Origin of the sequence: Chryseobacterium piscicola (assembly GCF_900156685.1) — a bacterium.
Taxonomy (GTDB): Bacteria; Bacteroidota; Bacteroidia; order Flavobacteriales; family Weeksellaceae; genus Chryseobacterium; species Chryseobacterium piscicola.
On sequence record NZ_FTOJ01000005.1, the window covers coordinates 237,510 to 252,781 of the forward strand.

Consider the following 15,272-nt stretch of genomic DNA (forward strand, 5'->3'; position numbering starts at 1 on the left):
ATCAAAATTCTGAAAGGTTTTTATTGGTTATTTACTATTGTGAAATGTTCATTGTTTATTAGCAATTTTTAATCCTCATATTTAGAATCCTAAAATTTTAAATTTAAACTGCACGGCAAAATTATCTTTAAAACCTGGCGTATTATAATGTCCTACACGGTAAAAGAATCCTAAATTGAATTGTGATGAGAGGAAATTATTCCATTCTAAACCAACTTCGTTATATAAGTGATTAAGGTTTTGAAATTCAAATTGATGAAATTCTGGGTTTTTCATATCACCGATGATTCCACGATAAATCAAATCAAAACTTGAAACGTTTTTGCCGATACTTTTAAAATACCACGGAATTCTATGCGTGATATAGGTGCCTACAAATTTATCGCTATAATATTGCCCACCTTGCATTGTAGCAAAACCAAGGTAAGAAGTTAAGTTGAAGTTGAAACCTGCTTTGCTATTTCCAAGTCCGTTCATGCTAAAGTTTTTCCATATTGGTGCCTCACCGGTGATTAATCCTCCGTAAAGACGAACGCCCGTAACCCCAATTTTTGTTTTGAAATTATGTGAAATGAGTGCGTCAATTCTACTAAAATTAAGATCTCCACCTAATGTTTTGTATCCTTGCTCATAATTAAAATAAAACTCCGGAAATTGCTGATCATAAGTGTACTTTCCTTGTGAAGTCATAATGTTTTTTGAGTTCGGAGAGTATTTTAAAGTGATTGTGGTGGAGGAGATGTCAAATTCTTTTCCAAGATTTTTAAAATTATAATCGAAAAGTGCTTCTTCTGTGGTTTTTTTTGCTGAAATACTTAATGTAAGTCCGTTGGTAAGGTCGTTTTCATAGCTTACTTTAAATCCTCTGTATCCATTAAATATATTATTGTTGATTGCTACTCCAGAATTCATAAGTTTCATTCTGAAATTCCAAAGATTTTCTGAAAATCTTCCTGCAGCCATGACGTCGTCAAAATATTCAACTCTGAAATAAGAATTTTTTTCAAGTGTTGTTCTGATGTCTACACCTGCACCAAATTTGAAATCTTTATCATAAATTCCGTATGCGAAATAAGCATCGGGAGAGATGTATTTGTTGAATCTTTCATTTAGTTTTGCGCCAGCTCCCAATCTGAAGTGCTCGTATTTATTATATCCAATTATTTTTGAAAGATCAAAATCAACCATTCCCAAACGTAGTTTCCCACGTATAAGTCCGGCAAGCGCTTTTGCTTTTTGGTTGAGTTTGTATTTGTTACTCAAGCTGTCGATTTTGGTGTAAGTAGTGGCATCACGTTCAGAAAGTTCTTCTGTTCTGTATTGGTTTATTGTGCTTCCATCGGTGTTTTTGATGTTTATACTGTATCCTTTAAAGTTTTTGGGGTCTGTTTCAGGATTGCTCTTGAAATCAAAGTAATCCGCAGTAGCGAAGGCATAAGTTCCGAATTTCTTTTTAAGTTTTTTATTTTCTTCTCTTTCTTTTTCGTCTTTACTTCCATCAAGATTAAAAGCAGCTGAACCCATTTTGAGTTTATAATTTTCTTTTACCAAAAACCACTTACCATCAATCGGTTTCCAGATGCTGGTAATGCTTCCGTCAGTTTTCACTTTAGAATTGCTTTCAATTTTTTTTAAGGCATAAGATTCTTTGTCTACATATAAGTATCCGTTGAATTTTCTATTATTTTGAATTTTTTTATAACCAACTTCACGAAACCTGATGACGTAGTTTTGTCTTCCGTCAATCTCAATAGAATCTGTAAGGAAAAAGCGGTAAAGATTTCTATTTTCTTCTTTTATTTCTTTCGGAACGTCGCTTCTGTTAGAGCGGAAAGCAATCAATTCGTAGATTGGCTCTTTCATTCCAGAGATTTTATTATCTAGAATATTTATTTTTTCTCCACTTTGGTCTGAATAAATAAATTCTGAAGCTCTCTCCCACAAAAACATTTTGCTAGTTCCCATGAGTTTCATAATATTCACAGATTCTAGCGAGTCTTTTTTTTCTTCAGCCTTCATTTCTCTTTGAGGCAAATTTTTAATAGAGTCTATCCTGTTTTCTACAAAAGAATTGTAGGCTTTTATGCTGTCTTCGTCAAGATCCAGAGAAATTTTCTCATACGATTTGAATGAATAAGATTGCAGACTTTTAGGAGAGTTTTGATCGTAATTGTCATTTACTTTTCTAAGGATTTCCAATGCTCTTGGGTCACTTTTGTCTGAAAGTAAAACTGTCTGTATGTTTTTTGTTTTTGGGTCTTCTTTGCTTAAGATAACCTCCATCATTTTATCTACAACGGCATCATCATTGTAAAATCCGGGAGCCGATATATCTACTTTTTTGCATTTGGATTTAAACTCAAGCACTCCCAAAATGTTGGTTTTGCCTAAAATTTTATTGTCACACTTTACAGATGCTCCTGAAATTGGGTTTTGGTTTTCGGCATTTTTTACTATAATTTTCGACTGAGAAAAAGACGCAGCAGAAACCAGTGCGAATAAGATGAGGTAGACTTTTTGCATAATTATTTTTGACGATGTTTAAATGATTGGTCTTTAGATAAGAATTATCTTTTCCCATAGAAAAAACAGTGCCAAGAACGATGCAGGTTTATTTGTAAACAGATTTTTAATTAAGTTCTGAAATTTTTTCTGAAAATTGTTTTGAAAATTCTTGCTTGTCTTTCTCTAATTTTTCTTTATCAGAAGGCAAGATGTAATTGAAAAGAACAGCATTTTCTTCAGTGAGAAAGATGATCTCTTTTTCTTCACCATCAATCATTTGTGAAAAGATTTCCCACATAGACGCCCCTCTCAATTTAAGTATTTCAAAAAATTGATCGGCTTTTATTTCTATTGTTTTCATTTTAAATTTTATTAATTGCAAAGCTAAAAAAAATCTGATGAAAATATTTACACAGACGCTCATTACGAGCTACACTCTTCAGGAACTATACCCATTGCTCCACTAAATTTGCTTATAAGGGTTTTGCTTTAGATAGTATCTAGTTTAGAAATGAAGTAATTTCAGCTTAAACTGAAGGGCAAAATTTTCTTTAAAATTTCCTGTTGTATAATAGCCAACACGGTAAAAAAGTCCAAGATTGAAATAACTTGATAGGAAATTATTCCACTCAAGGCCAACTTCTTGGTACAGTTTGTCGAGTTTTTGAAATTCAAACTGATGATTTTGAGGTCTTTTCATATCGCCTATGGTTCCTCGTAACACAAGATCTACACTAGAAACATTTTGGCCAAAACTTTTAAAATACCAAGGAAGCTGATGGGTAAAGTAGTAGGCAAGAAATCTGTCGTTATAGTACTTTCCGCCTTCTAAAGTGGCAAAACCGAGAAAAGAAGTAAGGTTGAAATTAAGATCACGGCTGTTGGAAGCCATTCCGTTCATTGTAAAGTTTTTCCAGATGGGAGCGTCGCCGAAAACCATTCCTCCGTACAGTCTGAAACCAGTTGTTCCTATTAAAGTTTTAAAATTATGAATGAAAAGTGCATCAAATCGGGTATAATTAAAGTCTCCACCGAAAGCATTGAAACTTTTCTCAAAATTGAAATAAAGCTCAGGATTTCTTTGATCAACAATAGATTTTCCCTGCGGTGTCATAATATTCGTAGAATTGGGAGAGTATTTTAGTGTAAAAAGGCCATTAAAATTATTAAATCCAGCTCCTTCATTTCGGAAATTATAATCGTACCGAGCTTCTTCGAAATTTCTTCTTGCAGCAAATGCCAGCGTTAAACCGTTGGAAACATCATTTAAATAGGAAATTGAGACACCCTTATAATGAAAATATTTATCGTTGTTGATATTGTTTCCGTAGTTCATCATTCGCATTTTAAAATTCCAGAGTCTGCGATGAAATTCTCCTGAAGCAAAAACGTCATCTGTGTATTCTATCCTAAAAAAAGAGTTTTTCTCTAAAGTGGTTTTAAAATCAATTCCCAAACCATACTTCCAAGAATCATCTTTGAATCCGTAAGCGATATAATAATCTGGTGAAATATAGGCATCGTAATTTTCATTGACTTTCGCTTTTATGCCAAGTCTCAATCCTTCATAAAGATTATAGTTCACCAATTCACCAACATCAAAATCTAAACTTTTTATTCTGATTTGTCCGTTAATTAATCCAGTAGCAAATTTTGCTTTGCTGTCTATTTTATAAATTTTTCCTAGGCTGTCTATTGTTTTGTAGGTAAGCTTTTCACGGTCGTTCAATGGTTCTGTACGGTAGAAATCGAGTGTTCTTCCATCAGAATTTTTGATGCTGAATGTGTATCCTTTAAATTCTTGAGCGTTTAGATCCACTGGCGAGTGAAAATCAAAATATTGAGCCGAGAGATAAGCATAAGTTCCGAAGCTTTTTCTGATTTTTTTTGGACTTGGTTTTTCAGGGTTGTTATCTTTCTCAGTGTCTTCTTCCAGTATCATTCTGCTCATTTTGAGCTTTACTTTTTCGTCGGATAAAAACCATTTGTGATTATAGTATTTCCAAGTGCTAGAAATAATACTTTCGTCACTTTCTTTGCTATGGTTTTCAATTTTTTTAATCCCAAAAGTTTCGGTATCTATGTAGATTGTTCCCGTATATTTTTTCTTTTTAATCGCTTTTCTATAGCTTACTTCTCTGAAGTTGATGACGAAATTTTGCCTGCCGTCTATATCCATAGTATCAGTAAGAAAAAACCTGTACAATCGACGATTTTCTTGCTTAATCTGATGCGGAATTTTATTTCGGTTGCTTTGCAATGTAATCAATTCGTTGATGGGTTGCTTCAATCCCGATATTCTGTTGTCTAGAATGTTTATTTTTTCGCCGTATTTTTTTGAAAATTTAAATTCCTGAGCACGTTCCCACAGGAAAATTTTACTTTTTGCAAAAATCTGTCTCACAGAAATTTCACTTAGCGAATCTCTTTTTTTTTTGTTTTTAAATAAATTGATGTTTTTATTAAAAACTTCTTTAAAATTTGAAATACTGTCTTGGTCTATATCCAGTGATACTTTTTCGTATGCTTTATAGCTGTAAGAGTCTAAGCTTTTGGGCGAATTGTAGAAGTACAGTAAATCTACTTTTCTTAAAATTTCCAGCGCTTGAGGATCGCTTTTGTTATCTAGTACAACCGTTTCAATTTCTTGAATGGAATCTGTATTTACCGTGTTTTTTTGCTCATTTCTGGCATCAACTGTTCCTTTTTTTGATTGTGAAAAACCAAAAATCATCAACAGTACAAGAAAAAAAGATAAAAACTTTTTCATAAAAATAATAGGCTCAAAAATAATGATATAAGTTTAATTTACATATTTGTAAATGCTAAATTTAAATTAAAACATCTCGTGTTTTTAAATCTTTAAAAATAAATTGATTTTTAAAGCCTATCATCAGCACGGTTTTTGTTACCGTTATAATCATATCCTACAAGATACCACACGAAGCAGAAAAATTAGCCTTTTTGGAATTTAAGCTTTATTTTTGAGGAATTTTCACACAACACCCCAATCAGAATTAATACCCTATGATCTTAATTGTAGATGATAATGAATATAATCTTTTCTCTCTGAAAAAATTGCTTCAATCTCAGGATTTTCCTGTAGATACTGCAGCTTCTGGTGAAGAGGCGCTTACAAAAGCATTAAAAAAAACATATTCTCTCATTATTTTAGACGTTCAAATGCCAGATATGGATGGCTTTGAAGTGGCAGAAACTCTAGCTGGTTACAGCAAAACTAAAGATATTCCTATCATATTTTTATCTGCAGTAAATACCGATAAAAGATTTATAACCAAAGGCTACGCATCCGGTGGTAGAGATTATGTAACAAAGCCTGTAGATCCCGAAATTCTTCTTTTGAAAGTAAAGACATTCAATAATTTGCAAGAGCAAAGTGTTGCGATGAAGAAAAACCAGCAAAGCTTGGAAAAAGAAATCAAGGGACGAAAAGAAATGCAGGTAAGTATGAAATCGAAAATTGATCATTTTCATTTGATGCTTGAAGCGCTTCCGCAAATTGCCTTTACTCTCAACCAAGACGGAATTGTAGATTTTGTTAATGGAAAATGGTACCACTATTCATCCGTTGAAACACAATTCCCAGAAACCCATTCAGACGATGTTAATATTAATGAAGAATTTCAGAGGTTTAGAAACAAAAAGAAACCTTTTGAGCTTGAAGCGAGATTAAAAAAATTGCAGTCTGGTGAATTTCGATATCATTTGTTGAAAATGTCTCCGGTTTTCGAAGGAGAAAGTATAAAAAACTGGGTGGGAACTTTTACCGATATTGAAGATCAGAAAAAAGTAGAAAAGGAAAAGGACGAGTTTCTGAGTATAGCGAGTCATGAACTCAAAACTCCACTTACGAGTATTAAAGCTTACATCCAGCTTCTAGACCGCAAACTTAAACTTCCCAAAGATCAAGCAGAAGCAAGCTACTTACACAAAACCCAGGATCAAATTGAAAAGCTCAATAATTTGATTACCGATTTGCTTGATGTTTCTAAAATTGATAATGGCAAGCTTAAAATCAACCGAAAACCTGGAAATCTTGAAAATGTAATACAAAATGCTATTGATACAATTATTCAAACGCATGATCACATACAATTGAAAATAGATTGGCATGGGAAAAGACCACAACAGATATTTCCGTTTGATGAAGTACGAATTGAGCAAGTCATCATCAATTTTTTAACCAACGCTATAAAATATTCTCCCAAAAACAATCAAATCATTATTACGACTTTTGTAGACGATGAAGAAGTAAAAGTAAGCATCACAGATTTCGGAATCGGTATTCCTGATTTTAAGCAAGAAGCTGTTTTTAAGAAGTTTTACAGGGTAGAAGAATCTTCTCTTCAATTTCAAGGAATGGGCATCGGTTTATATATATGCTCAGAAATTATCAAACAACACCACGGAAGCATTGGCCTTTCAAGTATTGTAAATGAAGGTTCCACGTTTTATTTTACACTTCCATTAAACTAATAGTATGGCAAAAAAATTCCTGAGAAATTTACAGTATGGATTAGGTTTTTCACTCTTTATATTGATCCTTAGTTCAGTAGCTTCCTTTTTGAGCTATCAGCGACAGATTAATAACAGAGAAGAACTGTCTAAGAGTAAAAGAGCAATTACAGCCATGAAAGATGTAATGATTGCCCTTTTAGACTCAGAAACAGGAAACAGAGGTTATCAACTAACAGGGAAAGCAAATTTTTTGGAGCCCTACAATAAAAGCATTATAACTCTTCCTAAAGCGATGGAAAATGCCAAGGCTCAAGAGATTTCTGATAAGGAGCAATTGGCAAGAATCAACATTTTAGAATCGATCGTTAATTATAGGATTCGCAATGTTCAAAGATTTGTAAATCAAAGACGTCGCGGTATTGTGATGTCTGAAGATGAGATGATCACAAGTAAAAATAAAATGGATGAATGCAGAAAAATTGTAAGAGATTTTGTAAAGTATGAAGAAGGTCTGCTGGCTATAAAAAATAAAAATCTTAATACATCTTCTACCACAACATTGGTTTTTATTCTTTTTTCAACATTAATAGCGGTATTGGTAACAATTTTCTTCTATTTTAAACTTAAAAACGATCTTATAAGAAGAGATATATTAGAAAAACAGCTGAAAGCTAAAGATTTAGAAATTTCTAGAAGAGTAAATGCTATTAAAGAAATTGCAAATAGAGTGGCTCACGGAGATTATTCTCTTCAGGCTAAAGATCATGTGCAAGATGATCTTGGAGATTTGGTGGAATCTTTAAACAATATGACAGCATCTCTTAAAAATTCTTTTAATCAAATAAATGCCAGTGACTGGAGACAGAAGGGGCTTGCAACACTTAACGAATCTTTGGTTGGAAATAAATCTTTGAAAGAGGCTGCTCAAGAATCTCTCAACCAACTTGTAAGCTACGGAAAATGTATAAATGGTGCAATTTATCTACTAGAAGACGGGGTTTTGAAACTCACGTCTGCTTTTGGAAGGGAAAAATCTATGAAACCTGCTTTTGACCTGGGAGAAGGTATCGTAGGTGAAGCTTTCGTAAAAAAAGAAATAAAAATCTTTAGTGATTTAAATGATGAAAACTTTACGGCTTCTTTTGCCGGAAGTGATTTGATTATTAAAAGCATTGTTTTGTTTCCTATCATTTTAGGAAGGCATATTTATGGCGTAATTGAATTGTCATCGTCAGAAAACTTTGATAAAAATACATTAGATTATTTTAATGAAGGAATTAGAAATATTGCATTAGCCTTGAATGCCGCAAAAAGTCGTGAAAAAGAACAACGCCTACTAGAAGAAACTCAAACACAGTCCGAAGAATTGCAGGTTCAGCATTCTGAGCTAGAATCTTTGAATACCGAACTTGAAGCGCAAACGCAAAAACTTCAAGCCTCAGAAGAAGAGCTAAAAGTGCAACAGGAAGAGCTTATGCAAATCAATGCAGAATTGGAGGAAAGATCAAGAAGTTTGGAAGAAAAAAATCATTTAATTGCCGAGCGAAATGTGGAAATTCAGAAAAAAGCAGAAGAACTTGCTTTGAGCACAAAATACAAATCGGAATTTTTGGCAAATATGTCTCATGAGTTGAGAACACCCTTGAATTCTATATTATTGCTTTCAAGATTAATGGCTGAAAATACCGAAGACAACCTCAATGAAGATCAAATAGAATCGGCAAAAGTAATCCAAAGTTCTGGAACAAGTCTTTTGGAACTTATTGATGAAATTCTTGATCTGGCCAAAATAGAATCTGGCAAAATGACATTGGAAAATGAAATGGTACAGATTGAAAAAGTGGTGCAGGATGTTAAAAACTTGTTTTTACCACTTATTAGTGAAAAAGGTTTGAAGTTCAATGTCAATATTTCAGAAAAAACAACTTTACAGCTTGAAACAGATCGTATGAGACTAGATCAAGTACTCAGAAATCTAATTTCCAATGCAATAAAATTCACATCACAAGGTAAAATAGATTTTAATATTTCTACACATCCTGAAAAGAAAAATTTCATCATCTTTAGTGTAAAAGATTCGGGGATAGGAATTCCTAAAGATAAGCAAGCGGTAATTTTTGAAGCTTTTCAGCAGGCAGATGGCTCTACGAGAAGAAAATTTGGAGGAACAGGTCTGGGGCTTTCTATCAGCCGAGAGATTGCCAAACTTTTAGGAGGTGAGTTGGTTTTAGAAAGTGAACCCAATGTTGGGAGTGAATTTAGTTTGATAATTCCAATAAAAAATAATGAGGTTGTCTCTCATCATACAGCCCAAGAGGAACTTTTGAATGTTATTCAAAATGATGTGGAAGAGATTATTAATCTTTCTGATGAATCCAGAGATGTTCTGAAAGTTTCTACCAATCCGGTGTATGAAATTCCAGACGAAATAAAAGATGACAGAAATAATATTACAGAAAATGATAAAGTAATTTTGATTGTAGAAGACGACACCAATTTTGCCAAAGCTTTATTGAAATATTCTAGAAAAAATGGATACAAAGCAGTAGTAATAGTGCGTGGTGACCGTGCAGTGGAAGCTGCGGTAAGATATAAACCGGTGGCCATACTTCTTGATGTGCAACTTCCGATGATGGATGGGTGGCAGGTAATGGATGCTTTAAAATCTGAAGTTTCGGTAAAACATATACCGGTACACATGATGTCTGTTTTGCAGGTAAAAAAAGAAAGTTTAATGAGGGGGGCAATAGATTTTATCTCAAAACCTGTTGCATTAGATCAAATGTCAGAAGTTTTCAGAAAACTAGAAGATGCTCTGCAGCAATCTCCAAAAGTTTTGATTGTTGAAGAGAATGATAAACATGCCTCAGCTCTTTCTTATTTTTTAAGTAATTTTAATATTTCGCTTTCTGTAGAAAATAATGTAGAAGATAGTGTAAAAGCATTTACTAAAGATGATGCAGATTGTGTAATTCTAGACATTGGAACTTCTAAAGGTAACGAGTACGAAATTATAGAAAAAATAAAAAGCTACGAAGGACTAGAAAATCTTCCAATTATTATCTTTACAGAACGCAGTCTTTCTGCTGCCGAAGAGCTGAAGATAAGAGAATATGCAAACTCCGTAGTGGTAAAAACAGCACATTCTTATCAAAGAATTTTAGATGAGGTAGGGCTTTTTCTTCATTTAGTAAAAGAAAAAAATACGCAGGAAAACTATTTCTCTTCCAAAAATTTAGGCTCCCTTTCTGAAGTTTTAAGTGCGAAAAAAATATTGATTACAGATGACGACGCCAGAAATATATTCTCACTCAGCAAAGCTTTAGAAAAATACCAGGTTGAGGTAGTTGTGGCAATGGATGGTAAACAGGCGATAGAGCAGATGGCTCAGCATCCTGATATTGATGTCGTATTGATGGATATGATGATGCCCGAGATGGATGGCTATGCAACCATCCGTCAAATAAGGAAAAACCAAAAATATGCAAGATTGCCAATTATTGCAGTAACAGCAAAATCTATGGTAGGTGATCGCCAGAAATGTATTGATGCAGGTGCTTCAGATTATATTTCGAAACCGGTAGATTTAGATCAGCTTTTATCTTTACTGAGAGTTTGGCTCTACGAAAATTAATAGGAAATTGATGAAGAATAAAATTTTGATTGTAGATGACGATCCGAGGAATATTTTTGCATTGAAACTTACTTTAAAAGCGAAAGGTTTTGAGGTGATTTCTGCCACAATGGCAGATGAAGCGATACAACTGATGAAAGAAAATACAGATCTTATCACTGTTTTATTGGATATGATGATGCCTGAAATAGATGGTTATCATGCTCTAGCAATTATTTCTGAGACACCCGAAATAGCCAATATCCCAGTAATTGCTGTAACCGCTCAGGCGATGCCGGGAGATAGTGAAAAATGCATTAATGCAGGCGCTAGAGATTATATAACCAAACCGATTAATGTAGAACTTTTGTTGAATGCAATTCAAAATATACTATAATGTTAGAGCCTAGTATAGTAAAAGATGAGGAAATAGAATATCTCATCAAGGATGTTGATGAACTTTATGGCTACGATTTTTCTAAATACAGCCGCGCTTCTTTCAAAAGAAGAGTCAATAGATTGTGTCTCATTGATAAATTTACCAGCTTCGCAGAACTACGCTATACCATCATTACAGAACCAGATTATCTGAAGCGTTTTGTAGAAGAAATTACGGTAAATGTTACAGAAATGTTTCGCGACCCCTCTTTTTTTAAAGAAATCAGAGAAAATATTTTGCCGCATCTAGGTACTTATCCTTTGATTAGAATTTGGGTAGCGGGTTGCTCTACAGGTGAAGAAGCTTATTCTATGGCAATTTTGCTAAAAGAAGCCGGACTTTATGATAAATGTTTAATTTATGGTACAGATATCAATCCTTCGGTTTTAGAAAACGCAAGATCAGGCGTTTTTCCTATGCAACAAATGAAATTGTATTCTGAAAACTACATGCTTTCGGGAGGGAAAAAAGATTTTTCAGAATATTATACCGCCAATTATGACAGTGTGAAATTTGATAAATCTCTTCAAAAAAAACTCATACTTTCTACACATAACTTGGTTTCAGACAGTTCTTTTAATAGTTTTCAACTTATTATTTGCCGAAATGTGCTTATTTATTTTGAAAAAGATCTCCAAGAAAGGGTTTTTAAACTTTTTGACGACAGTCTCGAGAATTTGGGTTATCTTGCTTTAGGCTCAAAAGAAACAATCAGATTTTCAAATTTAAAAAAATCCTACGAAAGCGTAAGCGAACAAAAAATCTGGAAAAAAACAGAGCATCTGTAATGCATAACCTAAAAACAACATATCATCCCGAATTACTGCTTATAGGGGGTTCTGCCGGTAGCTTAAATGTTATTATGGAAATGCTTAAAGAGATTGATTTTTATTTAAGTTTTGCCATTGTAATTGTGGTACATAGAAAACCATATTCTACAAGTGTTCTTCCACAGCTATTGCAACAGATTACAGAATTAGAAGTGATAGAAATTGAGGATAAAATAGATATTGTTTCAAATAAAATTTATATTGCACCTTCAGATTATCATCTTTTGTTTGAAAATACAAAATCTGTATCTTTGGACAGTTCTGAAAAGATGAATTATTCTAGACCCTCAATTGATGTTACCTTCAGATCGGCTGCGGAAGTTTTTGGCTCTAAGATGATAGCTGTATTGCTTTCTGGAGCAAATGCAGACGGTGTAGAAGGTCTGAAATATGTGAAAAATAATGCAGGAAAAGTATGGATACAAAATCCAGATACTGCCCAAGTAGATTATATGCCCAGGATGGGAATACAAAGTGGCGTGAGCGATATCATATTTTATCCTGAAGAACTAGCCCAACTGCTGAAAAAGTGCAGTAAATTATAAAAATTAAAACAAACTAACTGAATAAATGAACAAAAAGAAGATCTTGATTTTTGATGACGATACCACCATTTTAGATGTGGTAACCATTATTTTTGAGGAAAACGGGTACCACGTTGAAATTTCAGAGACCTCTCACGACATACTAGAAAGAGTTGAAAATTTCAGACCAGATCTTATATTAATGGATAATTGGATTCCTAATATCGGCGGAGTAGAAGCTACCAAAAAGCTTAAAAGCCATCCCGAGTTTAAGACTGTCCCCGTTATCTACGTGACGGCCAATAATGATATTGCCAAACTCGCCAAAGAAGCTGGTGCAGACGATTTTGTAGCCAAACCTTTCAACCTCGCTGATATCGAAGAAAAAGTGGCAAAATATTTTCAATAAATATATTCTGTGCACAAAAAACATAAAATCCTTTCATTTTTTTTTGAAAGGATTTTTGTTTTAGTTGAATTGGAAATACAATTAAATACGGATTCTATTTTCCGCCACCGCTATTTTTTTCAACATCGGTTTTGGTGTTTTCTTTTACTTTTTGATTGCCAAAACGTTTAACAAAAGTAAGTGAAAAACCATACCAGTCTGATTTTGTAGTACTTCTGAAACTCCCAATTGGGCTAAAAGTAGTAGAGTCAAAATTGGGTCTTCCAAAAATATTCATCAGCTGTAAACTCAGCTCCATTTGCGTTTTCGGGAAAATTTTTGTTGCTGAAAGATTATGAAATATATTCGTCACATTAGCCACAGAATTCCCATTATTTTGGTTAGAAACTTCCACCCAAGCACTAAGGTTGATGTTTTTGTTAAACAGATTCGTATAAGTAAGATTTGTAGAGCCAGACCAAAAACTGAGATAATCAGCAGCATTTTTCAAGTCATTTCTAGCATTAAAATCGCTGTTATTGATGTAATTCCAGCCAAAACCAAGATTTACGATCAGTTTATTTTTCAAAAATGATTGATTGGTATTTGCGTAAAGATTATACTTGTGTACCTTGCCCAAAAAATTAGTAGGTTCTGAAATTATTTTATCACCTTCTGTGGTGTAAGTTTGCCAGTAATCTTGCTTTGTGAAAGAATATCTTGCAGAAAGGAAATATTTCTTCATAAAACCAAACTTCATATAAAACCTGTCGCTTGGGTTAGGAAGAAGATTCATGTTTCCTCTTGCGTAAAACCCGTCGTTGGTAGGTTGCATAAATGGGTTGAATTCTGCATACCAAGGTCTCCATAGATTCCTGTTGTAGGTAAAGCTTAGATCGTATTTGTTAGAAAATGTATATTTTACCAAAAAATTGGGCAAGAAAGTTCCGTAAGAGTCTCTTCTGGAGGTTCCCGCAATATCTTGACGGAGTTTATAATCAATATATTCATATCTTAACCCGATTCTGGTTTCCAGTTTTTTAAAGAATGTTTTAGAATAATTGGCATATAATGAATTGATGTTGTCTTCATAATGAAATACATCTCTTGGGCTTAATCCAGAAACGAGATTACCGTAAAGCGTATTGGGGATTACATTATTATTAAAATCTATTTTACCTCCGATTTCAAAATTACCTCCTTGTTTTCCGATCGGTTGAGTGTAATCTATTTTTATATAATAATTTCGGTTTTCAATATCAGAAACAATCCCGGTTTCTTGTATTTCGGTACCATTTGTAAAAGCGGTATTTCTTAGAAAATAATTGTTGTCTGATTGACCGTTGTAATTACTTCCCAAATTAATATCTAGAATTCTGTTTTTCTCCTTATCATAATATTTGTAGAATAAATTGCTCCCTAAAGTTCGGTCTGTGCTGTTCGTTATTTGACTTTGATTTCTAAGAAAATTGAAACTCCCGTTGTTATATTGAGTTGATTCCAATTCTGAGGTATTGTTCCCTTTACCTTGGTAAAATTCAAGAATTACACCCAGCGTGTTTTTGTCATTAATTTCATATTCAGAAGTCGAAGAAGCTGAAGGGTTTTTTCTTTTAAAAATATTTTGCGTAGAGCCTTCGGTAATGATATTATTTTCGTTAATCGTATTTATAAAAGAGTTTCCTTGTACCCATGTATTGTCGCTGTAACTAGAGACAAGAGTTTGTGTGAAGTTTTTTCTATGATAATTTAAATTTAAATTGGTGTACTGAGAATTTTGTCTATTTTGCTTGTTGTTGAGGGTTATGCTTCCTTTTAAGCCTTCGTCATCACGCTTCTTCAAAACAATATTTACTACAGATCCGGTAGCATCATATCTGGCAGATGGGCTCGTTATAACCTCAATTTTCATAAGATTATCTGCAGGGATGGTTTTTAAATATTCCTTGAGCTCTTTGCCTGTAAATACAGATTTTCTGTCGTTAATATAAACGGTCACAGATTCACCTTCAGCTTTTAGGGCATCGTTGTTATCTACACTTACAAGAGGTGTCATTCTCAAAACATCCCAAGTCGTATTTCCGGCAAGAATCGAGCTATTGGCAACATTAAAAACCGTGCGGTCAACTTTAGATTCCACAGTCGGCTTTTTGGCTACAAAGGTTACTTCTTTTATATCATTTACTTTTTTTATCTCTATACTGTCTTTTTTTTCCTGAGAAAAAACGAAAGCTCCTATCAATAAAGCTATGGGTAATAATGTTTGTTTCATTAAAGGTTTTTGATTCTAACGATAAGACACCTATTAGGGAATATTTGTTACGTCAACTGGGTGTTAAATAATGTTAATGTTTTGGGCTTCCAAACTTGAAATAGCTTGATTTTTCAAAAGAGACAATAAAAAACCGAGTTGGGGCGTATCCCATTGTATTTCCCTCGCTGCAGCAACAATTCCTTCGTGTAGTAATTTTTATTTACGATTTGCTTTGGGATG

10 protein-coding genes are annotated in these 15,272 nt (G+C 33.5%); 6 read left to right on the forward strand and 4 right to left on the reverse strand.

Annotation, left to right across the window (positions count from 1 at the left end; genetic code table 11):
- Positions 1-81 precede the first annotated feature (81 nt).
- The 3 genes from BW939_RS09880 to BW939_RS09890 all read right to left on the reverse strand — a co-directional run bounded on the left by BW939_RS09880 (position 82) and on the right by BW939_RS09890 (position 5,275).
- Positions 82-2,523, reverse strand: a complete 2,442-nt coding sequence (locus BW939_RS09880; protein ID WP_076451863.1) for a DUF5686 family protein — start codon at positions 2,521-2,523, stop codon at positions 82-84.
- Positions 2,524-2,629: 106 nt separating this feature from the next.
- On the reverse strand, positions 2,630-2,866 hold the full coding sequence (locus tag BW939_RS09885) for a hypothetical protein (RefSeq protein WP_076451864.1): 237 nt from the start codon (positions 2,864-2,866) through the stop codon (positions 2,630-2,632).
- A 144-nt stretch (positions 2,867-3,010) separates the two neighbouring features.
- Positions 3,011-5,275, reverse strand: a complete 2,265-nt coding sequence (locus BW939_RS09890) for a hypothetical protein (RefSeq protein WP_076451865.1) — start codon at positions 5,273-5,275, stop codon at positions 3,011-3,013.
- A gap of 257 nt (positions 5,276-5,532) precedes the next feature.
- Between BW939_RS09890 and BW939_RS09895 the strand changes: the two genes are divergently transcribed.
- Genes BW939_RS09895 through BW939_RS09920 form a run of 6 tightly spaced genes read left to right on the forward strand, consistent with a single transcriptional unit; the run spans position 5,533 to position 12,799 of the window.
- Positions 5,533-7,002, forward strand: a complete 1,470-nt coding sequence (locus BW939_RS09895) for a hybrid sensor histidine kinase/response regulator (RefSeq protein WP_076451866.1) — start codon at positions 5,533-5,535, stop codon at positions 7,000-7,002.
- A gap of 4 nt (positions 7,003-7,006) precedes the next feature.
- The gene (locus tag BW939_RS09900) at positions 7,007-10,618 is read left to right on the forward strand and encodes a response regulator (protein ID WP_076451867.1); all 3,612 of its coding nucleotides are present in this window, start codon (positions 7,007-7,009) and stop codon (positions 10,616-10,618) included.
- 10 nt (positions 10,619-10,628) lie between these two features.
- Positions 10,629-10,994 (forward strand): response regulator, encoded by a 366-nt coding sequence (locus tag BW939_RS09905; protein ID WP_228417181.1) that lies wholly within the window; start codon positions 10,629-10,631, stop codon positions 10,992-10,994.
- On the forward strand, positions 10,994-11,824 hold the full coding sequence (locus BW939_RS09910; RefSeq protein ID WP_076451869.1) for a CheR family methyltransferase: 831 nt from the start codon (positions 10,994-10,996) through the stop codon (positions 11,822-11,824). The genes BW939_RS09905 and BW939_RS09910 overlap by 1 nt, the downstream gene beginning before the upstream one ends.
- On the forward strand, positions 11,824-12,411 hold the full coding sequence (locus BW939_RS09915; protein WP_076451870.1) for a chemotaxis protein CheB: 588 nt from the start codon (positions 11,824-11,826) through the stop codon (positions 12,409-12,411). Before BW939_RS09910 ends, BW939_RS09915 begins: the two co-directional genes overlap by 1 nt.
- A gap of 25 nt (positions 12,412-12,436) precedes the next feature.
- Positions 12,437-12,799, forward strand: a complete 363-nt coding sequence (locus tag BW939_RS09920; protein WP_076451871.1) for a response regulator — start codon at positions 12,437-12,439, stop codon at positions 12,797-12,799.
- A 94-nt stretch (positions 12,800-12,893) separates the two neighbouring features.
- Here BW939_RS09920 and BW939_RS09925 read toward each other — a convergent pair whose 3' ends face one another.
- Complete coding sequence (locus tag BW939_RS09925) at positions 12,894-15,050, reverse strand: outer membrane beta-barrel family protein (protein WP_076451872.1); 2,157 nt, start codon at positions 15,048-15,050, stop codon at positions 12,894-12,896.
- Positions 15,051-15,272 lie beyond the last annotated feature (222 nt).

Bases quoted from the DNA above. Each gene is read 5' to 3' on its own strand.
- BW939_RS09880 (WP_076451863.1), bottom strand. From the start codon at position 2,523: ATGCAAAAAGTCTACCTCATCTTATTCGCACTGGTTTCTGCTGCGTCT.
- BW939_RS09885 (WP_076451864.1), bottom strand. From the start codon at position 2,866: ATGAAAACAATAGAAATAAAAGCCGATCAATTTTTTGAAATACTTAAA.
- BW939_RS09890 (WP_076451865.1), bottom strand. From the start codon at position 5,275: ATGAAAAAGTTTTTATCTTTTTTTCTTGTACTGTTGATGATTTTTGGT.
- BW939_RS09895 (WP_076451866.1), top strand. From the start codon at position 5,533: ATGATCTTAATTGTAGATGATAATGAATATAATCTTTTCTCTCTGAAA.
- BW939_RS09900 (WP_076451867.1), top strand. From the start codon at position 7,007: ATGGCAAAAAAATTCCTGAGAAATTTACAGTATGGATTAGGTTTTTCA.
- BW939_RS09905 (WP_228417181.1), top strand. From the start codon at position 10,629: ATGAAGAATAAAATTTTGATTGTAGATGACGATCCGAGGAATATTTTT.
- BW939_RS09910 (WP_076451869.1), top strand. From the start codon at position 10,994: ATGTTAGAGCCTAGTATAGTAAAAGATGAGGAAATAGAATATCTCATC.
- BW939_RS09915 (WP_076451870.1), top strand. From the start codon at position 11,824: ATGCATAACCTAAAAACAACATATCATCCCGAATTACTGCTTATAGGG.
- BW939_RS09920 (WP_076451871.1), top strand. From the start codon at position 12,437: ATGAACAAAAAGAAGATCTTGATTTTTGATGACGATACCACCATTTTA.
- BW939_RS09925 (WP_076451872.1), bottom strand. From the start codon at position 15,050: ATGAAACAAACATTATTACCCATAGCTTTATTGATAGGAGCTTTCGTT.